This window comes from Amycolatopsis sp. NPDC034160 (assembly GCF_055575355.1).
This window is the reverse complement of sequence record NZ_JBVISU010000013.1, coordinates 48,864-72,798: the sequence shown is the minus strand read 5'-3', so window position 1 is coordinate 72,798 and position 23,935 is coordinate 48,864. Positions and strand designations below refer to the sequence as shown.

The 23,935-nt window shown below is 68.8% G+C and carries 25 protein-coding genes and 1 pseudogene; 12 read left to right on the top strand and 14 right to left on the bottom strand.

Translation table 11 applies throughout. The features are described from left to right. Window positions 1-22: 22 nt before the first annotated feature. Together ACZ54P_RS24595 and ACZ54P_RS24590 are read left to right on the top strand one after the other, a co-directional pair. A complete protein-coding gene (locus ACZ54P_RS24595) occupies window positions 23-1,963 on the top strand; it encodes an MFS transporter (RefSeq protein ID WP_465463907.1) in 1,941 nt (646 codons plus the stop codon). Between the two features lie 28 nt (window positions 1,964-1,991). Beyond that, window positions 1,992-2,456 carry a DUF2771 family protein gene (locus tag ACZ54P_RS24590; RefSeq protein ID WP_465464061.1) on the top strand — a complete coding sequence of 155 codons (465 nt, stop codon included), beginning with the start codon at window positions 1,992-1,994 and terminating at the stop codon, window positions 2,454-2,456. A 103-nt stretch (window positions 2,457-2,559) separates the two neighbouring features. Here ACZ54P_RS24590 and ACZ54P_RS24585 read toward each other — a convergent pair whose 3' ends face one another. Then, window positions 2,560-2,946 (bottom strand): cold-shock protein, encoded by a 387-nt coding sequence (locus ACZ54P_RS24585; RefSeq protein ID WP_101610878.1) that lies wholly within the window; start codon window positions 2,944-2,946, stop codon window positions 2,560-2,562. A gap of 133 nt (window positions 2,947-3,079) precedes the next feature. Here ACZ54P_RS24585 and ACZ54P_RS24580 point away from each other — a divergent pair, with 133 nt between their 5' ends. Continuing rightward, complete coding sequence (locus ACZ54P_RS24580) at window positions 3,080-3,325, top strand: hypothetical protein (protein ID WP_465463906.1); 246 nt, start codon at window positions 3,080-3,082, stop codon at window positions 3,323-3,325. Here the strand turns inward: ACZ54P_RS24580 and ACZ54P_RS24575 are convergent. Further along, complete coding sequence (locus ACZ54P_RS24575) at window positions 3,261-3,914, bottom strand: HAD family hydrolase (RefSeq protein WP_465463905.1); 654 nt, start codon at window positions 3,912-3,914, stop codon at window positions 3,261-3,263. The two genes, ACZ54P_RS24580 and ACZ54P_RS24575, sit on opposite strands and share 65 nt — an antisense overlap. A gap of 94 nt (window positions 3,915-4,008) precedes the next feature. On the opposite strand from ACZ54P_RS24575, the gene ACZ54P_RS24570 reads away from it, so the two are divergent. Then, window positions 4,009-4,620 carry a TetR/AcrR family transcriptional regulator gene (locus ACZ54P_RS24570; RefSeq protein WP_465463904.1) on the top strand — a complete coding sequence of 204 codons (612 nt, stop codon included), beginning with the start codon at window positions 4,009-4,011 and terminating at the stop codon, window positions 4,618-4,620. Between the two features lie 16 nt (window positions 4,621-4,636). Then, entirely contained in the window at window positions 4,637-5,608 is a 972-nt protein-coding gene (locus tag ACZ54P_RS24565) for a R2-like ligand-binding oxidase (protein ID WP_465463903.1), read from the top strand. 77 nt (window positions 5,609-5,685) lie between these two features. On the opposite strand, the gene ACZ54P_RS24560 is transcribed toward ACZ54P_RS24565, so the two are convergent. Further along, on the bottom strand, window positions 5,686-6,843 hold the full coding sequence (locus ACZ54P_RS24560) for a hypothetical protein (protein WP_465463902.1): 1,158 nt from the start codon (window positions 6,841-6,843) through the stop codon (window positions 5,686-5,688). A gap of 104 nt (window positions 6,844-6,947) precedes the next feature. Further along, entirely contained in the window at window positions 6,948-8,645 is a 1,698-nt protein-coding gene (locus ACZ54P_RS24555; RefSeq protein WP_465463901.1) for an AMP-binding protein, read from the bottom strand. A gap of 167 nt (window positions 8,646-8,812) precedes the next feature. Between ACZ54P_RS24555 and ACZ54P_RS24550 the strand changes: the two genes are divergently transcribed. The 3 genes from ACZ54P_RS24550 to ACZ54P_RS24540 all read left to right on the top strand — a co-directional run bounded on the left by ACZ54P_RS24550 (window position 8,813) and on the right by ACZ54P_RS24540 (window position 10,293). Further along, window positions 8,813-9,073 (top strand): hypothetical protein, encoded by a 261-nt coding sequence (locus ACZ54P_RS24550; protein ID WP_465463900.1) that lies wholly within the window; start codon window positions 8,813-8,815, stop codon window positions 9,071-9,073. Window positions 9,074-9,157: 84 nt separating this feature from the next. Further along, window positions 9,158-9,919 carry a PhzF family phenazine biosynthesis protein gene (locus tag ACZ54P_RS24545; RefSeq protein ID WP_465463899.1) on the top strand — a complete coding sequence of 254 codons (762 nt, stop codon included), beginning with the start codon at window positions 9,158-9,160 and terminating at the stop codon, window positions 9,917-9,919. Continuing rightward, on the top strand, window positions 9,919-10,293 hold the full coding sequence (locus ACZ54P_RS24540; protein WP_465463898.1) for a YccF domain-containing protein: 375 nt from the start codon (window positions 9,919-9,921) through the stop codon (window positions 10,291-10,293). Before ACZ54P_RS24545 ends, ACZ54P_RS24540 begins: the two co-directional genes overlap by 1 nt. An 87-nt stretch (window positions 10,294-10,380) precedes the next feature. Here the strand turns inward: ACZ54P_RS24540 and ACZ54P_RS24535 are convergent, their stop codons facing one another. From ACZ54P_RS24535 to ACZ54P_RS24510, 6 genes are read right to left on the bottom strand one after another with little or no spacing between them, the layout of a single operon-like run. After that, window positions 10,381-11,196 carry a metallophosphoesterase family protein gene (locus tag ACZ54P_RS24535; protein ID WP_465463897.1) on the bottom strand — a complete coding sequence of 272 codons (816 nt, stop codon included), beginning with the start codon at window positions 11,194-11,196 and terminating at the stop codon, window positions 10,381-10,383. Window positions 11,197-11,233: 37 nt separating this feature from the next. Continuing rightward, entirely contained in the window at window positions 11,234-12,028 is a 795-nt protein-coding gene (locus tag ACZ54P_RS24530; protein ID WP_037318851.1) for an HAD-IIA family hydrolase, read from the bottom strand. Window positions 12,029-12,038: 10 nt separating this feature from the next. Continuing rightward, window positions 12,039-13,106: a sulfate/molybdate ABC transporter ATP-binding protein gene (locus tag ACZ54P_RS24525; RefSeq protein WP_465463896.1), complete on the bottom strand. Its 1,068-nt coding sequence runs from the start codon at window positions 13,104-13,106 to the stop codon at window positions 12,039-12,041. After that, the gene (locus ACZ54P_RS24520; protein ID WP_465463895.1) at window positions 13,103-13,879 is read right to left on the bottom strand and encodes an ABC transporter permease; all 777 of its coding nucleotides are present in this window, start codon (window positions 13,877-13,879) and stop codon (window positions 13,103-13,105) included. The genes ACZ54P_RS24525 and ACZ54P_RS24520 overlap by 4 nt, the downstream gene beginning before the upstream one ends. Before the next feature lie 43 nt (window positions 13,880-13,922). After that, a complete protein-coding gene (gene modA, locus ACZ54P_RS24515; RefSeq protein WP_465463894.1) occupies window positions 13,923-14,675 on the bottom strand; it encodes a molybdate ABC transporter substrate-binding protein in 753 nt (250 codons plus the stop codon). Beyond that, entirely contained in the window at window positions 14,672-15,076 is a 405-nt protein-coding gene (locus ACZ54P_RS24510) for a TOBE domain-containing protein (RefSeq protein WP_465463893.1), read from the bottom strand. The genes modA and ACZ54P_RS24510 overlap by 4 nt, the downstream gene beginning before the upstream one ends. 247 nt (window positions 15,077-15,323) lie before the next feature. Between ACZ54P_RS24510 and moaA the strand changes: the two genes are divergently transcribed. The 4 genes from moaA (at window position 15,324) to ACZ54P_RS24490 (ending at window position 18,729) form a co-directional block, all read left to right on the top strand. Next, window positions 15,324-16,388 (top strand): GTP 3',8-cyclase MoaA, encoded by a 1,065-nt coding sequence (gene moaA, locus ACZ54P_RS24505; RefSeq protein WP_465463892.1) that lies wholly within the window; start codon window positions 15,324-15,326, stop codon window positions 16,386-16,388. Between the two features lies 1 nt (window position 16,389). After that, window positions 16,390-16,644 (top strand): MoaD/ThiS family protein, encoded by a 255-nt coding sequence (locus ACZ54P_RS24500; RefSeq protein ID WP_465463891.1) that lies wholly within the window; start codon window positions 16,390-16,392, stop codon window positions 16,642-16,644. A gap of 124 nt (window positions 16,645-16,768) precedes the next feature. Further along, entirely contained in the window at window positions 16,769-17,626 is an 858-nt protein-coding gene (locus ACZ54P_RS24495; RefSeq protein ID WP_465463890.1) for a phosphatidylinositol-specific phospholipase C/glycerophosphodiester phosphodiesterase family protein, read from the top strand. Between the two features lie 455 nt (window positions 17,627-18,081). Beyond that, on the top strand, window positions 18,082-18,729 hold the full coding sequence (locus ACZ54P_RS24490; RefSeq protein WP_465463889.1) for a transglycosylase family protein: 648 nt from the start codon (window positions 18,082-18,084) through the stop codon (window positions 18,727-18,729). A 600-nt stretch (window positions 18,730-19,329) separates the two neighbouring features. Here the strand turns inward: ACZ54P_RS24490 and ACZ54P_RS24485 are convergent. The 4 genes and pseudogenes from ACZ54P_RS24485 to ACZ54P_RS24470 all read right to left on the bottom strand — a co-directional run bounded on the left by ACZ54P_RS24485 (window position 19,330) and on the right by ACZ54P_RS24470 (window position 23,828). Continuing rightward, window positions 19,330-20,246, bottom strand: a pseudogene (locus ACZ54P_RS24485) (molybdenum cofactor biosynthesis protein MoaE). Continuing rightward, window positions 20,243-20,713 (bottom strand): cyclic pyranopterin monophosphate synthase MoaC, encoded by a 471-nt coding sequence (gene moaC, locus ACZ54P_RS24480; protein WP_465463888.1) that lies wholly within the window; start codon window positions 20,711-20,713, stop codon window positions 20,243-20,245. Before moaC ends, ACZ54P_RS24485 begins: the two are co-directional and overlap by 4 nt. 17 nt (window positions 20,714-20,730) lie before the next feature. Further along, the gene (locus ACZ54P_RS24475) at window positions 20,731-22,278 is read right to left on the bottom strand and encodes an alpha/beta hydrolase (protein ID WP_465463887.1); all 1,548 of its coding nucleotides are present in this window, start codon (window positions 22,276-22,278) and stop codon (window positions 20,731-20,733) included. A gap of 149 nt (window positions 22,279-22,427) precedes the next feature. Next, entirely contained in the window at window positions 22,428-23,828 is a 1,401-nt protein-coding gene (locus ACZ54P_RS24470; protein ID WP_465463886.1) for an NAD-dependent malic enzyme, read from the bottom strand. Between the last annotated feature and the right edge of the window lie 107 nt (window positions 23,829-23,935).

Below are 23,935 nucleotides of genomic sequence, written 5' to 3'. Positions count from 1 at the left end.
CTGCGTAGGGCAGGATTGAAGGGTGGGAATCTTCGGCGCGAACTCTGGACCCGACGGCACGCGTTCCGGCCGGTCGGGCAAGGAGCGCGGCCGCAAGAGCAAGCGCAAGTGGACGCCGGAGCCCGGCGCCGCCCAAGCGCGCGACTGGTCGACGCCGCCACCGACCCGCGTCGAGCAACAGCCGGTTCCGCCCGCTCCCCCGCGCGCGGGCCGGCCCCAGCCCCAGTACCAGCCGCATCCCGCCGGGCCGACCGCCGACGAGGCCCGCACCAGCGCGATCCCGATGGGGCACCACCAGCCGCCACCGCCTCGGACACCGCCGCCACCACCGCGGACGCCTCCCCGCGGCGCGCGGCCGTATCCCGATCCTTCGCAGCGGCAGACCGAACCCGTCCGGCGTCGTCCGGGCGGGTTCTACGACGAGCACCCGCCCGGCAGCGGCGAATACGAGCACTACGACACCGGGGGCTACGCGGGTGAACCGCGGGTCGCCGAGGAATTCCCGCAGGAGCACCCGACCACCGCGGTCCCGCCGCGGGCGGGCTCCCTGCCGAAGATGCCGAAGAAGATCACGGTCACCCGGGTCGCGGCGATGCGCAGCCGTCAGCTCACCGGGCAGGCCGTCGGCGCGTTCCAGCGAGCGACGAAGGCGGACGGCGCCGACAAATCGGGCCTGACTTCGCTGACATACGCGGTGATGCTGAACTACGCCAGCGACGCCGCGATGGCGATCGCGCTGGCCAACACGCTGTTCTTCGCCGCCACCAGCGGGGAGAGCAAGGGCAAGGTCGCGCTCTACCTGCTCATCACGATCGCCCCGTTCGCGCTGGTCGCGCCGGTGATCGGCCCGGCACTGGACAAGATCCAGCGCGGCAGGCGGCTCGCGATGTGCGTGTCTTCGGCCGGTCAGGCGCTGATGGCCATCGTGATGGCACTGCACTTCGACGACTGGCTCCTGTACCCGGCGGCGCTGGGCATGATGGTGCTTTCGAAGTCGTTCACCGTGCTCAAAGCGGCGATGACACCGCGGGTGCTGCCACCCGAGATCACCCTCTCGAAGACAAATGCCCGGCTCACCGTGTTCGGCCTCGTCGCCGCCGGCGCGTTCGGCGCGCTGGCGAGCGGGGTCAACGCGATCTGGGGTTCGCAGGGCGCGCTGTGGTTCACGATGTTGATCTGCGTTGCCGCCGCCGTGCAGTCGATGCGTATCCCCTCGTGGGTGGAGAAGACCGAGGGCGAGGTGCCCGCTTCGCTGTCGGCCCACCCCGAACGGCGGGTCAAGAAGCAGCGGCAGCCGATGGGGCGGCAGATCGTGGTCTCGCTGTGGGGCAACGGCACCGTCCGCGTACTGACCGGGTTCCTGATGATGTTCTCCGCGTTCGCGGTGAAGGCGCAGGCCGAAGGCAGCGGACAGAGCCCGTTCGACCAGTTGCTGCTGCTCGGCATCATCGGCGCCGCGGCCGGGGCCGGTGGTTTCCTGGGGAACGCGCTCGGCTCCCGGTTGCACTTCGGCAAACCGGATCAGGTGGTCCTGGCCTGTCTCGGGGCCTGTCTGGGCATCGCGATCATCGCCACCGTGGCGGCCGGACTGGCGACGGCGGCGATCGTCGCGCTCGTCGGCGCCACCGCGAGCGCGCTGGCGAAGATCAGCCTCGACGCCGTCATCCAGGAAGACCTGCCGGAAGAGTCGCGAGCGTCGGCGTTCGGCCGGTCGGAGACCGTGCTGCAGATGTCCTGGTGCTTCGGCGGTGCCGTCGGCCTGTTGCTGCCGCCGACGTATTGGATCGGCTTCCTCGTGCTGTCGATCCTGCTGGCCTTCGGGTTCACGCAGACGCTCATGGTCCGGCGCGGGACTTCGCTGATCCCGGGGCTCGGCGGCGACCGGCCGCTGCGCCCGCAGCCGACCAGCGAAACACCGGTCCCGTCGGAGGCCGGTGACTCCCGGTGGCGGCCGGGCTCGTAATCTTCACCGTATGCGGCGACTTCGTATCTTGGCCCTGCTCGCGGCGGGTGGTTTCGTGGTGGCCGGTTGCTCGGCCCCCGGCCCCGAAGAGGTGACCTTCTTCGCCGACGGGAAGACGGTGAACGTCACGCCGCTGGCGTCCTGCGACATCAAGAGCGCCCAGTGCACGACCCGGCCCGACGCCGCCGGCAAGCTGCGCGTCCGGCCGGGGAAGCCGGTGCAGATCTCGGTGCCGAGCGGGATCGCGGAAACGCCGTGGAAGGTCACGGTGCAGTACGTGAACGGCCAGGGCGAGCCGCAGGAACTGAAGCAGGACATCATCACGTCGCTGGACCGGTTCGCCTACACCGTGACGACGCCCAAGCCCGACGACCAGATCCTCGTCGTCGAGGTCGCGCAGGCTTCGGTGATCAGCCAGACCGGCCGCCCGGAGGACGCCGAAGCGGTCACGACGGCGATCTGGTCACTGCAGGTGGAACCGCCTGCCGCCTGAGCCGCCGGGTTTCGTGCCCCACACGCGCTATGAAAGGTCCTTTCCTTGCAAAATTTGCAAGGAAAGGACCTTTCATAGCGCTTGAGAGCCGAAGCGCTGCCGATCAGGGATCGAGGTCCCGGGCGACGGCGCGCATGATCTCGGCGATCTGCTTGGTGTTCTTGCGGTCCGGGTAGCGGTTGCGCCGCAGGTCCGGCTGCGCCTTGAGCTCGAGTAGCTTGATCATGTCCTCGATGAGCCCGTGCAGCTCTTCGGCGGGACGACGGCGCGCCTCGGCGACCGAGGGCGGCGGATCCAACAGCCGGACGGAGAGCGCTTGCGGGCCGCGGCGACCGTCGGCGACACCGAACTCGAGGCGCTGACCCGCCTTGAGCCCTTCGACGCCCTGCGGCAGCGCGGCTTTGCGGATGTAGACGTCGGCGCCCCCATCCTGGGTGACGAAACCGAAACCCTTCTCCGCGTCGTACCACTTGACCTTGCCGGTCGGCACTTCCCTCACCAGTCCTTTGCTGTCCCGCTCACAACGAACGCGCCCGGGGGCGTACCCAGGGCGCGCGTCCCATAAGCCTATCTCGCCACCTGCCCTGTGGAGAAGCGGATACCGGCGGATACCCTCTCCCATCATGGAGACCGCAGTAAAGGAGGCCGCTGTGGCCGTGCCCGAAAAGCCGGGTAAACCGATCCTCATGCGCGTGGGCATCGGCCTGTTCGCGATCGGCATGATCGCCGTCACAGCCGTGTTCATCCTCTTCGCCGCCGGGCTGGAGAACCTGCCGGTGTGGCTTTCCGCCGCGGCCGGCGTGGTCACCCCACTGGGTCTGGCGCTCGGTCTGATCGCCCTGGTTCGCGAGGCTCGCCGAAAGAGCTGAACCAGCCGGGGAACTCGGTCAGCGAGTCGAGCACCACTTCGGCGCCTTCCGCGAGCAGTTCGGCTTTGCTGCACGGGCCGGTCGTGACCCCGACGGGCACCGCGCCGGCCGCCAGCGCGCCACGGACGTCACCGAGGTGGTCTCCGACGTAGACGCGGGCGCCGTGTTCGGTGAGCGCGGCGGCCTTCTCGGTCGACCACAGCTCCCCGACCAGAACGTCGACCTCGAGGCCGAGCGCGTCGAGGTGGAGTTTCGCGTTGGGCGCGAACTTGCCGGTGACGACGACCGTGCGGCCGCCGGCCGCGCGGACGGCGTGAAGTGCTTCGGCCGCGCCGGGCAGCGCGACCGTCACCGGCACGACGACCTCCGGGTACATCGCGCGGAACCGCGTCACCAGTTCCGGGATGCGCTCCTCCGGCGCCCCGAACCCCCGCAGGCTGTCGTCGAGTGGCGGGCCGAGGTTGGCCGCGAAGTACTCGCCGTCCAGCGGCAGGCCGGATTCCACGCCGAGCGCGTTCATCACCGCGACCATGCCCGGCCGCGGATCGATCAGTGTCATGTCGAGGTCGAACCCCACGGTGATGCCCACGCCGCCACGGTAGCCGCCACCACCGACTGATTTACACCGGATAGGCAGCCGTCAACTCCTTTGACATGGACATGATCTGTGTCAAGCTGGAGATGTGGGCGAGATCACGAGCTTCTCCGATCGAACCAAGGCCTCTCTGCGGGAGGCGCTGCTCGACGCCGCCACCGAACTGCTCCCGGAGCGCGGCTATACGGCGCTGCGCATGGCGGACGTCGCCGCGCACGCCGGGGTGAGCAGGCAGACCGTCTACAACGAGTTCGGCAACAAGGCCGCGCTCGCCCAGGCCGTCGTGCTCCGGACGACATCGGAGTTCCTGGAAGGCATCCGGCTGCGGGTCGAGCACGCGGAAGACCTCCTCGCCGGGATCCGCGAGGCCGTCGTCTACACGATCGAACACGCCCGGGAGAACCGGCTCGTCGCGACCACGCTGGGCACCGAAGCGGGTGAAGACCTCCTTCCGTTCCTCACCACCAAGGGCGAACCGATCCTGACCGCGGCCACCGAGGTCACGGCCGGGCAGTACCGCGAGTTCGAGCCGTCGCTCTCGCCGGAATCCGCCGCGCTGCTGGCGGAGACCGTCGTGCGGCTCTCCCTGTCCCATCTCGTCATGCCGACGCATCCGGCCGACGAGGCGGCGGCCGCGGTCGTCGCCGTGCTGGCACCGTCCATCCGGGCGCTGACCACCGATTCGTCCACAATGGAGTGACACGAAGGGGTACGTCATGACCGATACGCTTTCCGAGCTGCGAACCGGTTTTTCCTCCCTGCGCAAGGGCGGACTGAACTGGGACTCGTTCCCGCTGCGACTGTTCACCAAGGGCAACAAGAAGTTCTGGAACCCCGCCGACATCGACTTCTCCCGTGAACGCGAAGGCTGGGACAGCCTCAACCCGGAACAGCAGCGATCGACGACGTACCTGGTGGCACAGTTCATCGCGGGCGAAGAGGCTGTCACCGAAGACATCCAGCCGTTCATGCGGGCGATGTCCGCGACCGGGCGCTTCGGCGACGAGATGTACCTGACGCAGTTCTGTTTCGAAGAGGCCAAGCACACCGAAGTGTTCCGCCGCTGGATGGACGCGGTCGGACTGACCGAAGACCTGCACCCGTACGTCGCGGAGAATCCGCACTACCGCAAGCTTTTCTACGAAGAGCTGCCGCGATCGCTGCGTGCGCTGGAGGACGATCCCAGTCCGCTCAACCAGATCCGCGCGAGCGTCACCTACAACCACGTCATCGAAGGCAGCCTCGCGCTGACCGGGTACTACTCGTGGCAGCTGATCTGCACCCAGCACGACATCCTGCCCGGCATGCAGGAACTGGTGCGCCGCATCGGCGACGACGAACGCCGTCACATGGCTTGGGGCACCTTCACCTGCCGCCGCCACGTGGCCGCGGACGACTCGCTGTGGGACGCGGTGCAGCAGCGGATGGGTGAGCTGCTTCCCCACGCGCTCAACATGATCCAGTGGGTGCAGGACCAGTTCGAGGAGATCCCGTTCGACAACGATCCGCAGGAGATCATCCAGTACGCCGCCGACCGCGCGCAGCGACGCCTCGGCGCGATCGAGTCCGCGCGCGGGATGCCGGTGGAGCAGATCGACCTCGACTACTCGCCGGAAAACCTCGAAGAGACCTTCGGGGAAGAAGACGCGAAGGCGATCGCTGAGGCCGCTGCCGCTGTGACGGCTTAGCGCGCGAAGACTCCCTTCCCTCGGCCCTGCTTTTGAGTGACCAGCCGAGGGAAGGGGCCTCACACGCGTTCACGGACCTACCTGGCCGGCCAGTAGACGGCGTGCCAGTTGCCGTCCGCGGCGACCGCGCCGCCCGCGATCGTCCCGTCGAGACCGATCAGTTCCGCCCGGCTGTAGCCGCCACCCGGCAGCGTGCCGAGGTCGGTCCGCACACCGTTCGCGTCCCAGAGCGCGGCGTTGCCCGCGATGCCGACGACGCGTCCACGCCCGTCGATGTCCATGGCGTTGCCGCCGGTGCCGACCGTGGAGAGCAGGGTCATCGTGCCGTCGGCGGCCCACCGCACCGGAGTGGAGAGGGATCCGTTCGGGGAGTCGACGTAGCCCATCCCGACCGAGACCCCGGAACCATTGACCTTGTAGACGTCCGTGGCATACGGGTTCGTCCAGCCGAGTTCGATCATGCGGCCGTCGGTGGCCCACTTCACGGCCGCGTACCGGTCGTCGATCGTGGTGCGGCCGACGATCTCGCCGGAGCCGTTCAGGCCGCCGAACGAGTTGTACTCGGTCGCCGGACCGAGCATGGTCACCGCCCCGGACGCGTCCCAGCGCAGGACCCGCGTGCTGCCGTCGTCCCCGCGAAGCTGCCCGCCGATGAACCGGCCGTCGCGGCTGATCGCGGACGCGGAGTAACTTCCCGACACCGGCGGGGCGGCGAGCATCGTGACGTTTCCGGACGAGTCCCAGCGCAGTCCGCGCTCCTTGCCCGTGGCGTCCGTCCCCGATCCGACGATGACGCCGAGGTTGCTGATCCCGCGGGCTTCCCAGGTCCGGCCACCCGGCAACGCGGGGAGTTCCGTGACCGCGCCGTCCGGGGTCCAGCGCACGGCCCGGTTGCTCAGCCCGTGGTCGAGTGAGTTGCCGACGGCCACCCCGCTGCCGTTGATCGCCTTCGGCGACCCGAGGCCGCTGCCACCCAGGGACGACAGCACGGAGATCTTGCCGCTCCGGTCCCATTTCACCGCCGTGCACCAATGCGTGTGCGGCTCGGTGTCGCAGGACTCCCCGACGAGCTGCCCCCGGTCCCCGACCGCGGTCACGCCGGTCCGTTCGTCGCCGGGCAGGAGGCCGAGGTCGATCGGTCCGGCCGCCGCGGCCGCCACCGCGGGGACGGACAGCGGCAGTGCCACCGCCGCCAAGACCGAGGTGAGCAGGCGTTTGCCTCGTTGGATGTTCATGGTTCCCCTAGGCGGCTCCCCATGGCCCCGCGCTCTGCGAGACCTACTGCCGCACTGGGGACACGCCGGGGAAATGTGACAGGTTGCCCTTATGTGTCAACTTGTCAGGCGTGTTTCGCGGTGGCCGCCCCCTCCAGGCCCAGGAGGCTGATCGACTGCTCCCGCATCTCGACCTTGCGCACCTTCCCGGTCACCGTCATCGGGAACTCCTCGACGACGTGGACGTAGCGCGGGATCTTGAAGCGCGCCAACTTCCCTTCGCAGAACTCGCGCACTGCCTCGGCCGTCAGCGGCGTCGCACCCTCGCGCATGCGCACCCACGCCATCAGTTCCTCACCGTACTTCTCGTCCGGGACGCCGATGACCTGCGCGTCGAGGATGTCCGGGTGGGTGTAGAGGAACTCCTCGATCTCCCGCGGGTACAGGTTCTCCCCGCCGCGGATGACCATGTCCTTGATACGGCCGGTGATGTTGACGTACCCGTCGGCGTCCATCACCGCGAGGTCGCCGGTGTGCATCCACCGCGCCGCGTCGATCACCTCGGCCGTCTTGTCCGGCTGCTCCCAGTAACCGAGCATCACCGAGTAGCCGCGGGTACAGAATTCACCCGGCTCGCCGCGCGGCACGGTCAGCCCGGTCTCCGGGTCGACGACCTTGACCTCCAGATGCGGCCCGACCCGGCCGACCGTCGACACCCGCCGCTCCACCGAATCATCGGCGCGGGTCTGCGTGGACACCGGCGAGGTCTCGGTCATGCCGTAGCAGATCGACACCTCCGTCATGCCCATCCGGTCGATGACCTGCTTCATCACCTCGACCGGACAAGGCGAACCCGCCATGATCCCGGTCCGCAGCGAGGAAAGGTCGTACGAGTCGAAGTCCGGGTCGGCCAGTTCGGCGATGAACATCGTCGGAACGCCGTACAGGGACGTGCAGTTCTCGGCCGCGACGGCTTCGAGAGTGGCCTTCGGCTCGAACGACGGCGCCGGGATCACCATGCACGCGCCGTGGCTCGTCGCCGCGAGATTGCCCATCACCATGCCGAAGCAGTGATAGAAGGGAACGGGAATGCAGATCTTGTCGGCTTCGGTGTAGTGGCAGAGTTCGCCGACGAAGTAGCCGTTGTTGAGGATGTTGTGATGGCTCAGCGTGGCGCCCTTGGGGAAGCCCGTGGTGCCGGAGGTGTACTGGATGTTGATGGGGTCGTCCGCGGAAAGCTCGCCCTGGCGCTCGGCCAGCGGCGCGTGATCGGCTTGGGCGCCGATCTCCAGCAGCGACGACCACGCGGGACTGTCGAGCAGCACGACGTGTTCCAGCGCCGGGCATTTCGGCCCCGCTTCGGCGATCATGCCCGCGTAATCCGAGGTCTTGAACGAATTCGCGGCCACGATGAGCTTGATCCCGGCCTGGTTCAGCACGTACTCGAGTTCGTGCGAGCGGTACGCCGGGTTGATGTTGACCAGGATCGCGCCGATCTTCGCGGTCGCGTACTGGACACAGGTCCATTCCCAGCGGTTCGGCGACCAGATGCCGACGCGGTCGCCCTTGCCGATGCCGAGGTCCAGCAGGCCGAGCGCGAGCGCGTTCACTTCGGCGGCGAATTCGGTGTAGGTCCAGCGTTTCCCCGCCGCCCGGTCGACCAGCGCGGCACGATCACCGAAGGCGGCGACGGTCCGGTCGAAGTTGTCGCCGATGGTGTCCCCGAGCAGCGGGGCGTCCGAGATTCCCGATGCGTAGCTGCGCTGATGGGTTCTCGGCGGGAAAGCATGCCTCGAAGCCGGCAAGGCGGGGGCGTCAGGCATGGAGACTCCTGCGTTCGGTGGCAGCGACGCGTCGAGTCTAGGAACGCGGCGTGACGGCGGCCACCTGCAAGTGGAGACCCGCGAATCGGAAGATGACAGCCCCGTGACAGTGCTCGACGCTAGCGTGCGCTTCCGGGCACGAAGGCCAGCGGGAAACTGGAGGACAGATGGCGATGAAGAGGATCCTGATCAGCGGGATGATCGCGGGAGCCGCGATGCTCGCCAGCGGGCCTGTCGCCGCGGCGACGGAAACCACTCCTGCCGCGGACGTGAACATGATGTCCGGCTGGGAGTACGTCGACTGGTACTCACGCCTGTCCTGGTGTCAGGGCAGGGGTAAAGCCGAGGTCAATCAAAACGGCGCGCTGGGGTACAGCTGCTCGCCCTGGAACGGCGACATGTGGCAACTCTGGGTTCAGCGGCCCTGAAGCCGGCCGAGGGTGCGTCCGGCGTCTCATCACCTCAGGGGAAACCCGGAGGCCGGGTGATCGGCAGACCGATATCGTCGGGATATGCGCCTCTACATCGTCGACGCCTTCACCTCCGAGGCCTTCGCCGGCAATTCCGCCGGCGTCGTGCTGTTGGACTCACCGGGTGACGAGGGCTGGATGCAGTCCGTCGCGGCCGAGTTGAAGCACGCCGAGACGGCCTTCGTCGAGGTCGGCGGCGAAGGCCCGAAGTCGCTTCGCTGGTTCACGCCGGAGACCGAGGTCGACCTGTGCGGGCACGCGACGCTGGCGACCACGCACGTCCTCGGCGGCGAGCAGGTCTTCACGACGAGAAGCGGCGAATTGCGCTGCCGGGCCGAAGACGGCTGGGTGTCGATGGACTTCCCGTCGGATCCACCCCAGGAGTCCGACGACGACCTGTCGTCGATCCTTCCGGGCGTCTCTTTCGACTACGTCGGGCGCAGCAAACACAACCTGTTCGCGGTGGTGGGCGACGCGTCCGTGGTGCGCTCGCTCGCACCGGAGCTGGCCGCGCTGCGCACGCACTGGAACGGGCGGCTGATGGTCACCGCGCCGGGCGACGTGGACGGGATCGACTTCGTCACCCGGTTCTTCGCGCCGGGAGTCGGCATCGACGAAGACCCCGTCACCGGTTCCGCGCACTGCGTCCTCGCGCCGTACTGGGCGGCTCGCCTCGGCCGGGACAAGCTCGTCGGCGAGCAGGCTTCGGCACGTGGCGGCATCGTGCGGATGGCCCTCGAAGGCGATCGCGTCCTGCTTTCAGGGCAAGCGGTCACCGTGGCCAGCGGGGAGTTGCACGTCTGATGCGCCTGATCCTGAACGTCATCTGGCTCGTGCTGTGCGGCCTGTGGATGGCACTCGGTTACGTCGTCGCCGGCATCATCTGCTGCATCCTGATCGTCACCATCCCGTTCGGGCTGGCGTCGTTCCGGATCGCGGCCTACGCGCTGTGGCCGTTCGGCCGGACGGTGGTCGACCGGCACGACGCCGGCGCGCCCTCCACGATCGGCAACGTCATCTGGTTCATCTTCGCCGGGGTGTGGCTCGCCATCGGACATGTGCTGACCGGGGTCGCGCTGTGCGTCACGATCATCGGGATCCCGCTGGGCGTGGCCAACTTCAAGATGATCCCGGTTTCGCTGATGCCGCTCGGCAAGGAGATCGTGGAGCTTCCGTAGGCCCTCCACCAACGCTATGAAAGGTCCTTTCCTTGCAAATTTTGCAAGGAAAGGACCTTTCATAGCACGCTCGGGGGCGTGTGAGGCTCAGTCCTCGGGCTCCCACGGCAGCGAAACGATGAGGCACGGGCCGCCGACGAACAACCCGCCGTCGATCCCCAGCGCCTTCCCGCCCGCGTAGAGGTACGGCCCCTCGATCTGCGCCGGGTGGATGCCGAGCTGATCGGCGATGACGCTGTGCCCGTGCACGATCCGCTCGCCGCCGAGCCGGTCCATCAGATGTCGCGCGACGTCGGCGCCTTCCGGGCCGCGGAAGGCGTACCGCGTGGTCATCCGCCGCCACACGTCCCACCACGCCTGGATGTCGCTGCCTTCGAGGATCTCGCGGCCGCGCGTGTTGATCTCTTCGATGCCGTCGCCCCAGCCGAGGTACTCGAGTGTGTCCGAGTGCATCAGCAGGTGGTTCGCGGCCAGCGTGAGCATCGGGCGTGAAGTCAGCCATTCGATGTGTTGCGGTGTGAGTCTGTCTTGGTCACCGAGCAGCCCGCCGTTGATCTCCCAGCTGCGGGCGAAGCTGCGCGGCCCGAAGTCGGACGGCACCTCCGTGTCGCCGAAGTGGTACATCCCGAGCAGCAGGATCTCGTGGTTGCCGAGCAGCGTCCCGCAGTGCCCGCCGGCTTTGGCCGCCTGGCGTTCCAGCCGCATCACCAGGTCGATGACGCCGACGCCGTCCGGCCCCCGGTCGACGAAGTCGCCGAGGAACCACAAGGTGGCTTCACCGCCGGCCCAATCGTCGTCGGCGTCGAGCAGCCCCTTCTCCCGGAGCGCTTCGGCCAGCTCGTCCCGATGTCCGTGGACGTCACCGACCACGTAGGTCGGGGGCGCGGGCTGATCGTCGTGCATCTTGTGACGATAAGCCCTCCGCCCGCCACCGCGCCCCTCAGCCTTCGCCGAACGGGTCGCCGGTACGGCCGACGAGATCGGCGATCGAGTCGATGATCATGGTCGGCCGGTACGGATAGTGCTCGGCGCTCTCCCGGCTGGAGATGCCGGTCAACACCAGGATCGTCTGCAACCCGGCCTCGATTCCCGAGTGGACGTCGGTGTCCATCCGGTCGCCGATCATCAGCGTCGACTCCGAATGCGCGCCGAGCCGCCGCAGCGCCGAGCGCATCATCAGCGGGTTCGGCTTGCCGACGTAGTACGGCGAACGGCCGGTCGCCTTTTCGATCAGCGCGGCGACCGAGCCGGTGGCCGGCATGGAGCCCTCCACGCTGGGGCCGGTGGCGTCCGGGTTGGTGGCGATGAACTTCGCGCCGCCCTCGATCAGCCGGATCGCGCGGGTGATCGCGCTGAAACTGTAGGTGCGCGTCTCGCCGAGGACGACGTAGTCCGGGTCGCGTTCGGTCAGCACGTAGCCGACTTCGTGCAGCGCGGTGGTGAGCCCGGCCTCGCCGATCACGAACGCCGAGCCGTTCGGCCGCTGCGACGCGAGGAACTTCGCGGTCGCCAGCGCGGAGGTCCAGATGGCCTCCTCGGGAATGTCCAGACCGGTCCGCTCGAGCCGCGCCCGCAGGTCACGCGGGGTGTAGATCGAGTTGTTGGTCAGCACCAGGAACCCGATGTCGTTGGCGCGCAGCTCCTTGAGGAACTCGTCCGCGCCGGGCACGAGGTGCTCCTCCTTGACCAGCACGCCATCCATGTCGCTGAGATACGTCCAACGGCGCTCGTTCATGTCCCCCACCCTAATGATCGGGGGCCGCGTGGACAGCCACGGACGCCGCCTTGACCGAAAGATCGACCGGTGTACCGGGCTCGAGCGCCAGTTCGGCCACCGCGGCGGGGGTCAGATCGGCGGCCAGCCCCGCCGCCCAGTCGGCACCGCGGGTCCGGACGCGGATCACCGGTCCGTGTGGTTCGAGCGCGTCGACGACTCCCTCGACGGTGTTGCGCGGGCTGCCGCGGTACTCACCGTCCTTCAGGTACACGGCGACGGCGCTGGGCGCGAACACCGCGACCGCCGGTTGACCGCCGTCGACGTCCTCCGCCGGGATCCCGGCCAGCGACGATCCGCCTGACGTGCGCAAACCGCCTTCGACGGCGACGCCGGGCACCAGGTTCAGCCCGGCGATCCGCGCGGTGAACGCCGTCCGCGGCGCGGAGAGGACCTTGCGGGTCTCACCGCGTTCGACGATCCGGCCGTCGTCGAGGACGGCGACGTGATCGGCCAGCGCGAGCGCGTCGAGCGGATCATGGGTGACCAGCACGGTCGGCGGCCCGGCGCGCAGCACCCGCCGAAGCAGGCCTCGGATGGCGGGCGCCGCGTCGACGTCGAGAGCGGCGAAAGGCTCGTCGAGCAGCAGAAGTCCCGGCTCGGCCGCCAGCGCCCGCGCGATCGCGACGCGCTGTGCCTGGCCGCCGGAGAGCTGCGCGGGCTTGCGATCCGCGAGTTCGAGTGCGTCCACTTCGGTCAGCCACTCCCGCGCGCGCCTTCTCGACTCGGCGCGGCCCGCGCCGGTGGACCGGGGCGCGAAAGCGACATTGTCCAAAGCGGACAGATGCGGGAAGAGCAGGGCGTCCTGGGAGAGCAGGCCGATGCCGCGCGCGTGCGGCGGCAGATGCACCAGACCGCGTCCGGCCAAGGTGATCCGCGCCCGATCGGGCCGGAGCAGCCCGGCGAGGCAACCGAGCACACTGGACTTTCCCGAACCGTTCGGCCCGAGCAGCGCGAGCACGCCGCCGTCGGATATTTCGAACTCGACGGACAGTTCGAACTCGCCGCGCCGGAGGCCGATCTCGGCCGAAAGGGTCACGACCGGACTCCTTCGAGCGCGCGCGGCCGGGCGAGCGCGATCACCGCGACGGCCACCAGGATGAGCAGCAGCGCCAGCGCGACGGCGCTGTCGACGTCGACCTCGGCCTGGGTGTAGACCTCCAGCGGCAGCGTCCGGGTGACGCCTTCCAGGCTGCCGGCGAAGGTGATCGTGGCACCGAACTCGCCCAAGGCCCGCGCGAAGCTGAGCACGATCCCCGAACCCAGCGCGGGCATCAGCAGTGGCAGCGTGACCCGGCGGAACACCGTCCATGGCTTCGCTCCGAGCGTCGAGGCGACCCGCTCGTAGCGGTCACCGGCGCCGCGCAGTGCGCCTTCGAGGCTGACCACGAGGAAGGGCATCGCGACGAACGTCTGCGCGATGACCACCGCGGCCGTGGTGAACGGCACCTGCTCGCCGGTCAGGGTGGTCACCAGGATGCCCAAGAAACCCCTGCGGCCCAGGAGGTACAGCAGCGCGAGCCCACCGACCACCGGCGGCAGGACCAGCGGCAGCAGCACCACCGCGCGCAACACGCGGACACCGCGCGCCCCCGAACGCGCGAGCACCACGGCGAGCGGGACGCCGAACAGCACACAGGCCACAGTGGACAGTCCGGCGGTGGTGAGCGAGAGCTTGAGCGCGTTCAGCGACGACGGCGAGGCGATGAGACCCGGGAAGCGCGCGAGGTCCGAGCGCACCAGCAGCCCGATGACCGGCAGCACCACCAGCGCCAGCGCGCAGACCGCCGGCGGCCAGAGCACCCACGGCACCCCGGTTCCCGCATTTCGTCCTCTAAATGCGGTACTTGCGGGGTCAGGGCGCGCCAAAACCGGCCTTCGCCAGTTCCTGCTCGCCCTCCGCGCTGAGGACGAACTCCCTGAATCGCCTGGCGAGATCGGCCTGGGGAGCATCCTTCACCACCGCGATCGGATAGCTGTTGACCGCGCCCGCCGACTCCGGGAAGTCCACCTTGTCGACCTGCGCGGCGGCCGACGTCGCGTCGGTGACGTAGACGAGTCCGGCGTCCGCGTCGCCGGATCGCACCTTCGCGAGCACCGACTTGACGTCCTGCTCCTCGCTCGCGGGCCTGAGCGTGGCCCCGGAGGTCTGCTGGACCTTCTTCGCCGCCGCCCCGCACGGCACCTGCGGCGCGCAGACGACCACGGTCAGCCCGTCCTTCGCGAGGTCCGCCAAGCCCTTGATGCCCTTGGGGTTGCCCTTGCCGACGGCGATGGCGAGCCGGTTGGTGGCGAACACCGACGGCTGCCCGTCGATCACCTCGCCCTTGGTGGCCTTGTCCATATTGGCCTGGTCGGCGGCCGCGAAGACGTCGGCTTTGGCGCCTTGGGTCAGCTTCTGGACCAGCGCCGAGGAACCCTCGAAGCTGAACTTCACGGACACGCCGGAGTTCCGCTCTTCGAACCGCCTGCCCAGCGCCCCGAACGACTCGGTCAGCGACGCCGCCGCGAACACGGTGAGCGGCTTGGCCCCGGCCCCCGGCTGCTCCGAACCACAGGCCGTCGCGACCAAAACCAGCGTGAGCAGGGCCGGGACGAGTCTCCTCATCGGCTTCCCTCCGGGGTTTCGACCACGACGGTGGTCGCCTTGACGACGGCGACCGCGAGCACCCCCGGCCGCAGCCCGAGTTCGCGGACGGCTTCGGTGCTCATCAGAGAGACCACGCGATGCGAGCCGCACTGGAGCTCGACCTGTGCCATCACCTTGTCCGTGACGACCTCGGTGACCAGGCCGACGAACCGGTTGCGCGCGGAACGGCCGACGCCGGAGGGATCCTCTGGCTGTTCGGCCTGCGCCTTGGCGAACGCGGCGAGTTCGGCACCGTCGACGACCTTGCGGCCCGCCGAGTCGTCGAACGCGGTCAACTGGCCCGCGCGGACCCAGCGGCGGACGGTGTCATCGCTGACGCCGAGCAGGCGAGCGGCCTCGGACAACCGGAATTGCGGCATGCCTGGGAGGCTACTTCCGCAGATGCGGAAAAGCTATGGGCTTCAGGAATCGCCGAGCGGTTCATCGCGGAGCTCGTCAAGCGCGGATTCGAGCGGCGAGGTGGGCGAACCTGGCCATTTTCTCCGTCGAAAGCGAACATTCGCCATCCGGCAACCCCTTGGGCAAGAAACCAGGCCAAGCGGCGATCCGATACGAAATGCATTCCAGACAGTCGGTTTCCCCCACTACAGGGTTAGTCTGGTGGCAATGACAGCAGTCGATCTCGGGTTTCCCCGTGTCCCCGGTACACGCGGTGGCCCCACCGTGCCCAGGCCGGACAATCCCGCCCTGATCGACACCTTCGGCCGGGTGGCGACCGATCTGCGGGTGTCGCTCACCGACAAGTGCAATCTGCGCTGCACCTACTGCATGCCCGCCGAGGGGCTCGAGTGGATGCCGAGCGCGGACGTGCTCTCCGACGACGAACTCGTGTTCCTGCTGCGGATCGCCGTCGAGCGGCTCGGCGTCACCGACATCCGGCTCACCGGCGGTGAGCCGCTGCTGCGCCAGGGCCTGGAGCACATCGTCGAGCGGGTCGCGGCACTCGAGCCACGGCCACGCCTTTCCATGACCACCAACGGGATCGGGCTCGCGAAGCGCGCGAAATCCCTCGCCGCCGCCGGACTGGACCGGATCAACGTCTCGCTCGACACCGTCGATCGCGCGCTGTTCGAGACGATCACCCGGCGCGACAGGCTGTCGCACGTACTCGCCGGCATGGCCGCCGCACGCGAGGCCGGGCTGGATCCGGTGAAGGTCAACGCGGTGCTGATGCGCGGCCTGAACGAGGACCAGGCCGTGCCGCTGTTGCGGTTCTGCCTCGCCGAGGGCTACCACCTGCGGTTCATCGAGCAGATGCCACTGGACGCGCAGCACGGCTGGAGCAGGCGCGACATGATCACCGCCGAGGAGATCCTCGGCATGCTCGGCGAGGAGTTCTCGCTGTCGCCGTACCCCGCCGCCCGCGGTGGGGCGCCCGCCGAACGCTGGCTGGTCGACGGCGGACCGGGCGACGTCGGCGTGATCGCGTCGGTGACGAGGCCGTTCTGCGGCGCCTGCGAACGGACGAGACTGACCGCCGACGGCGCGGTGCGCTCGTGCCTGTTCAGCAACGACGAAACCGACCTACGCGCCCTCGTGCGCGCGGGCGCGCGCGAAGAAGAGGTGGCGGACGCGTGGCGGGCGACCATGTGGGGCAAGCTCGCCGGGCACGAGATCAACGAGGCAGGCTTCGCGCAGCCGATTCGGCCGATGAGCGCGATCGGCGGCTGACATGGTGACCATCGTGGTGCGGTACTTCGCCTCGGCTCGCGCGGCCGTCGGCATCGACGAGGAGAAGGTCGCCCTGCCGGACGGCGCTCGCGTCGCCGACGCCGTCACCCGTCTTCGTGAACTTCACCCCGAAAAGCTGCCGAAGCTGCTCGAAGCCGTCTCGTACCTGCTGGACGGCGTCGCCGTGCGGGATCTCACGCGGCCGCTCACCGAGGGCGCCGAACTGGACGTCCTACCCCCGTTCGCGGGCGGCTGACCTGCGGAAACGCGGGAAAGTGAGAGCAAAGGTCCCTTGCTCCCCGCGAGTCGTTCCAGGGCCTTTGACCTGCAGTCCGTTCCGAATTCACCGGTTGGACGCCGAAGCCGCCGAGGATGCGCCAGTGATCACTCCCCGCCGTGTCCTCGCCGCGCTGCTCGTGGCCGTCGCCGCCACGAGTCTGGCGACCGCCCCCGCTTCCGCCCACGGACACGGGCCCGGCGTCCGGCCACTGACGCAGGCGCACAGCCACAACGACTACGAGCACGCCCGTCCGCTGCACGACGCGCTCGCTCAGGGCTTCACCAGCGTCGAGGCCGACATCTTCCTCGTGGACGGGCAGCTGCTGGTCGCGCACGATCTCGCGGACACGCGCCCTGAGCGGACCCTGGAGTCGCTCTACCTGGAGCCTTTGCGCGAACGCGTCCTGGCCAACCACGGTGTCGGCGTCTACCGCCAGCGGGCCGAATTCCAGCTGCTGATCGACGTCAAGGGTGAAGCGAACAGCACCTACGCGGCCCTGGAGAAGCGGCTGTACAACCCGCGCTACTCCTTCCTCTTCTCTCTGTACGCGTTCGGACACGTTCGGAAGCGGGCGGTCACCGCGGTCATCTCCGGCGGACGACCCAAGGACGTCATGCTCGGGCAGCGGGTCAGGCTCGCCTTCTACGACGGCCGGATCAAGGACGCGAACGACCTGAACATCGGCTCGGACCCCCGGGTGGCCCCTCTGGTCTCCGATTCCTGGACCGGGCTGTTCACCTGGACCGGCGACGGCCCCTTCCCCGCCGAAGAGCGCGCAAAACTGCACGACCTGGTTAACCGGGCGCACGCGGCGGGCCAGCGGGTGCGCTTCTGGGCGACGCCGGACGCCGCCGGTCCCGCCCGCGAGGCGTTGTGGAAAGAGCTGGTCGCCGCCGGGGTCGACCACCTGAATACGGACGATCTGGCTGGACTGGCGAACTTCTTGAGGGCTCGCTAAAGTGCGCCGCCCTTTAGCGCGCGAAGGCGCACGAATGGTCCAGTCATCCCTTAATCCACGTGATGCAAGCCTCACGATCCGTGAATTATCTCGACTAGGAAACGGCCAGATAACGGCCCGCTGACCTGCGGAAACAGCCGAATCGTCATGGGTTGCGTGCTGTTACTGTGACGTAGGTCACGCCTCGAATAATTTCCGCTCGGGCCGTTCGTTACGTACCGTCGCTTTTCGGTTGGCCCCGACCGACCACGCAACACCGGGAACCCGTAGCGCCGAGCCCTGTCCAACGGATTCCCGGACCCAACCCCGAGCGAAAGCATTTCCGGACAGGGACGAGGGGACCGAGCCGACGCGGCGTGCGTCAGCGAAGTCAGCCGGCCTGAGACGGCCGGCCAGGACCCACGGGTCTTTCCCTCAGCACAGACTCGTAGGCGCAGGGAGCGAGATTCCTTCACATGTCGTACCGAGGCAAGCACCGCAAGATGTCCGCCGCCACCCGCCACATCGCTCGCGTCGCCATCGCGGGCGTCGCGGTCGGCGCCCCCCTCGCCATCGCCGCGACCCCCGCGTCGGCGACCAACTGGGACGCCATCGCGCAGTGCGAGAGCAGCGGCAACTGGAACACCAACACCGGAAACGGCTACTACGGCGGTCTGCAGTTCTCGCAGAGCACCTGGCGTGCCTACGGTGGCACCGGCAGCGCCCACAACGCGTCGCGTGAGCAGCAGATCGCCGTCGCCGAGCGGGTCCTGCAGGGCCAGGGCATCGGCGCGTGGCCGCACTGTGGCAAGAAGGGCGGCTCCGCCAGCCCCGCCAAGGCCAAGTCGACCGCCCCGAAGGCCACCAAGAAGGTGACCCCGAAGAAGTCGACCGCCCCGGTCACCAAGCAGCAGGCCTCGGCCCCGGCCCCGGTCGCGGCCGTGACCAATGTCGCGAACTCCAACCCGGCGGGTGACTACACCGTCGTGGCCGGCGACACGCTGTCCAAGATCGCTTCCAAGTTTAACGTCCAGGGCGGCTTCCAGAAGCTGCAGGAGCTGAACAAGGAATACGTGCCGAACGCCGACTTCATCGTCGTCGGTCAGAAGCTCGCCACCAAGTGAGCTCATGAGCACCAGTAAGTCGTGATGCCCGCGGGACTCCCCGCGTGGCCAGGTCGCGACTGACAGAGCCCCACCGCGCTATTCCCCCGGCGGTGGGGCTCTGTCGCGTCCAGAGGTGGCACCTCAGGCCCGCCCGCGTGCAATGAGCCTTTTCCATCCTGAGGTTCAGAGGGTGTGGGGGCGTGAGTGGCGCCATTCACGAGCAGGTCTTACCTCGCAGGTAGTCGACTGTGAGGTAAGACCTGGCCGGGGTGTCCTTCGCCCTTCCGTAAGGCGGCTGGAGGGTTTGACCCGGTCGGGTCGGGGTGGCGATGTGGGGATCGGGACAGTGAGTGTCCCGATTCCCACATCGTGGCGAGGTTGCCCCGGCCCGATGTTGATCAACGATCGACGTCGTGCCGCTCGGGCCCCGCGGCTGACACAGCCGAGTGGGGAGGTCAGGTTCCAGCAGGTCAGCAAGTACCGGTCCGCCAGAACCGTCATCACCACTCACGACCCCCACACCCTCGGAACCTCAGGATGGAAAAGGCTCAATGAAGGGGCCTTTCATCGCGATTTTTGCGATGAAAGGCCCCTTCATTGCATTCACTCACGACCGTCCTACGGCGAGTTGACCCACTCGTCGCTGCCATCGGTGAAGTGCTGGTGCTTCCACACCGGCAGCCGGGCCTTGACCTCGTCCACCAGCTCCGAGCACGCCGCGAAGGCCTGGCCGCGATGCTCGGCGGCCACGGCGCAAGCCAGCGCGACGTCCCCGATGGCCAGCGCGCCCAGCCGGTGGCTGACCGCGACGGCCCGCACGCCGGTCCACTTCGCCGAGAGGTCCGCGACGACCTCCGCGAGCACCTCGGAAGCGGTGGGGTGCCCCTCGTAGGCGAGCCGCTCCACCGACCGCCCGCCGTCGTGGTCCCGCACGACCCCGCCGAAGGTGACGACGGCGCCCGCGGCCGCGTCGTCGACCAGCCGGGCGTGTTCCTCGACCGAAAGCGGCTCGTCGACCACCGCGACCCGTGCGACCCGAACGCTCACTGTGGTGCCTCCCGTGGATGGTCGCCGCCCGCCAACTGGTCGACGGCGTGGTCGAGGATCCCGTCCAGTACGCCCAGGCCGTCCTTCACGCCGCCACGTGAGCCTGGGAGGTTCACCACCAGCGTCCGCCCGGCCACGCCGGCGACCCCGCGCGAAAGCACGGCCGTGGGCACAGCGGGCAATCCGGCGGCCCGGATCGCGTCCGCGACGCCGGGGAGCTCGTAGTCGAGGATCGCGCGCGTGACATCCGGGGTGCGGTCCGTCGGCGAGATGCCGGTGCCACCGGTGGTCACGATCACCTGGACCCCCGCCGCGACTGCCTCGCGGAGAGCCTCGCCGACGGGATCGCCGTCCTCGACGACGACGGGGTCCGGCACGTCCCAGCCTCGCTCGGCGAGCCAGGCCGTGATCACCGGGCCGGTCTTGTCCTCGTAGACGCCCTTCGCGGCGCGGTTGGACGCCACGATCACCCTCGCGGCCCGGCTCATGGCCGCTCCCAGGTCCCGGTCTTGCCGCCGTCCTTGCGGATCAGGCGGACGTCGTCGAGGGTCGCCGCGGGATCGACGGCCTTGATCATGTCGTGCAGGGTCAGCCCGGCGACGGCGACGGCGGTCAGCGCCTCCATTTCGACGCCGGTCCGGTCGTTCGTCTTCGCGGTCGCGGTGATGTGCACGGTCGTCTCGCCGAGGGCGAATTCGACCTTCACCCCGGACAACGCGATCTGATGGCACAGCGGGATCAGTTCGGGCACCTTCTTCGCGCCCATGATGCCCGCGATCCGCGCGGTGGCGAGGGCGTCGCCCTTGGGCAGGCCGTCCGTGGCCAGCAGGCCGAGCACCTCGGCCGTGGTGTGCACGGTGCCACCGGCCAGCGCGGTGCGGGCGGTGGGCGTCTTGCCGGAAACGTCGACCATACGAGCGGCGCCCGTATGGTCGACGTGGCTGAGTTCACTCACGCCCAGCAGGTTAGCCTTCAGAACATCCGCTGCTTCGAGCGAACCTCGTCGAGCGCCTTCTCCCGGTCTTGCCGCTGTTCAGGGGTCATTGAGTCGAACAGCCCGCCCTTGTCCGCGCCGCAGGCCGTGTCGCGAGCGGGGCGCTTGCCTTCCACGAAGAACCGGTTGACGGCGTTGTTGCCGCAAGCGTTTTCGTCGCTCAGCCAGACCCCGTGCCCGCCCTCGTCCACGGTCACGATCCGCGCCCGGTCACCCAGCGCGCGGCGCATCTCCCTGGCACCGCTCAGCGGAGTCGCCGGGTCCCGCAGGTTCTGCACCATCAGGATGTTCGACGGGCCCCGGTCACCGATCCGCACCGGCGGCTCGATCGACTCGGACGGCCAGAAGGCACACGCCCAGATGTTCGCTCCGGCCGCGCCGAACTTCGGGTACTTCACCCGGTCCTTCGCGACATTGCGCTGATAGGTCGCGACATCCTCCGGCCAGTTCCCGTCGTTGCAGACCACGTGCAGTTGCCCCGACAGCAGCTGCGCCACGTCGAGCTGCGCCGTCTCGGCGCTCTGCTTCAAGACACCTTCGCCATCGAGCCCCTGCCACTGCTGCGCGAGCATGGGGAACGACCTCGACGAGTACAGCGCGCCGAAGGTGATGGCCCGGAACGTCGCGCCGTCGATTCCCGGTACCGCGCCGGTGTCGAGTTCGGCGGCCAGTTCGTGGAACTTCGCCGTCACCTGCTGCGGGGTACGGCCCAGCCCGTAGCTGGCGTGCCGAGCCGCCGCCCATTTCGCGAAGTCCGGGAAGCGGTCCTCGAACCCCTCCGCCAGGCGACGCGAGGTCGCCGGGTCGAGACCGCCCGGGCCGGTCACGCTGTCGATCACGACGCGATCGGTCTGCTGCGGAAACAGCGTCGAGTACACGGCACCGAGGTAGCTGCCGTACGAGACGCCGTAGTACGAGAGCTTCTTCTCGCCGAGCGCCTCCCGGATGCGCTCCATGTCGCGGGCGGTGTTGGCCGTGGTGATGTACGGCAGGTTCGCCGCGGTCTTCGACTCACCGCACTGCTTCGCGATCCCGGCCACGTACGTCGCCCGCTCGGCCACCGCCGCCGCGTCACGCGCGTACGGCGGGACGTTGCTGGTCTGTTGCTCGGGCTTCAGGTCGCAGGTGACCGGCGTGCTGCGCCCGATCCCGCGCGGGTCGAACCCGATGACGTCGTACGCGTCGAGCACACTCGACGGCATACCCGCCGCCCGCAGCTCGGCAGGCATGGTCAGCCCCGGACCGCCGGGCCCGCCCGGGTTCGTCAGCATGATTCCGCGCCGCTTCGCCGGTTTGGTGCTGGCGAGCTTCGAAACGGCGATGTCGATGGTGGCGCCGCCGGGCTTCCGGTAGTCGAGCGGGACCTTCAAGGTGCCGCATTCGACGCCCGGCGCGGCCACGTCCTCCGGACACGGCCCCCAGTTCAACGGCGAAACCGCGGCGGACGCCGTGGCCGGTACGAGTACCGCCACGGTCACCGCCGCGGCCGTGAGTGTCCCGATTCTGCTCAGGACAGAGCGCTTCATGCCCAACCCCCGTCAAGATCGACTTCGTGGTCGAAATCGAGCCTATGAGCGGGCCGGGGGCGGAGTCGTCACTCTGAAGTCGGCCACGGGGTCGGCCTCAGTGATGACGCGGACCCTGAACGGAGCAAGGGACCTTTGGTATCGCCTCGTCAGCGCTCGGCAGCAGATCCTGCTTTCGCGGCCTTCTTGACGGCTTCCGCCACCGCCGGGGCGACGGCGTTGTCGAAGACGCTCGGCACGATGAACGACGCGTTGAGCTTGCCGTTGTCCACGACGTCCGCGATGGCGTCGGCCGCCGCGAGCAGCATCGAGTCGTCGATGTGGTGCGCGTGCGCGTCGAGCAGGCCGCGGAACACGCCGGGGAACGCGAGCACGTTGTTGATCTGGTTCGGGAAGTCGCTGCGGCCGGTGGCGACGACGGCGGCGTGCTTCTGCGCCTCCAGCGGGTCGATCTCCGGGTCCGGGTTGGCCAGCGCGAACACGACGGCGTCGGACTTCATGGTCGCGACCTGCTCGGCACCGAACAGGTTCGGCGCGGAGACCCCGATGAACACGTCGGCGCCGACGAGCGCTTCGTGCAGGGTGCCGGCCTGCTGCTCCTTGTTGGTGTGCTCGGCGATCCAGGTGAGGTTTTCGTCGAGGTTGCCGCGCGCGGAGTGCACGATGCCGTCGATGTCGGCGGCCACGACATCGCCGGGGTTCTTGCCGAGCAGCAGGCGGATGATCGCCGAACCGGCCGCGCCGACGCCGCTGACCACGATCCTGCAGTCCTCGATGTTCTTCCCGACCACGCGCAGCGCGTTGCGCAGCGCGGCGACCACGACGATGGCGGTGCCGTGCTGGTCGTCGTGGAACACCGGGATGTCGAGCTGGTCACGCAGGCGCTTCTCGATCTCGAAGCAGCGAGGCGCCGCGATGTCCTCGAGGTTGATGCCCGCGTAGACCGGGGCGATCGCCTTGACGATCTTGATGATCTCTTCGGTGTCCTGGGTGTCCAGGCACACCGGCCACGCGTCCACGTCGGCGAACTTCTTGAACAGCGCCGCCTTGCCCTCCATCACCGGGAGCGCGGCGGCCGGGCCGATGTTGCCGAGGCCCAGCACGGCCGAACCGTCGGTGACGACGGCGACGGTGTTCCGCTTGATGGTCAGGCGGCGCGCGTCCTCGGGGTTCGCGGCGATCGCCTGGCACACGCGGGCGACGCCGGGCGTGTACGCGCGGGAGAGGTCATCACGGTTACGGAGCGCAACCTTGGGGGTGACCTCGATCTTGCCACCGAGGTGGATCAGGAACGTCCGGTCGGAGACCTTGCGGACCCGCACACCCGGGAGTGAGTCCAGGGTCTGCGTGATGTCCTGCGCGTGATTCTCCGACAGGGCGTTGGCGCTGATGTCGACGACGATCGACTCGGGGTGCGACTCGACGACGTCGAACGCGGTCAGCACGCCGCCGACCCGGCCGACGGCGGTCGTCAGATCACCCGCCGCGGTGGACGACGCGGGGGCCTCCACCCGGACGGTGATCGAATATCCGGGACCGGGAACCGGCATGGCACTACCCCCGCTGGGAACGCTCGAATAGGTCGATCGAAAACCTACTCCCGTGACGACCGCCACGAAGCCCCGCAGGGGGTGACTGACCAGTAACTCGCGCGCTG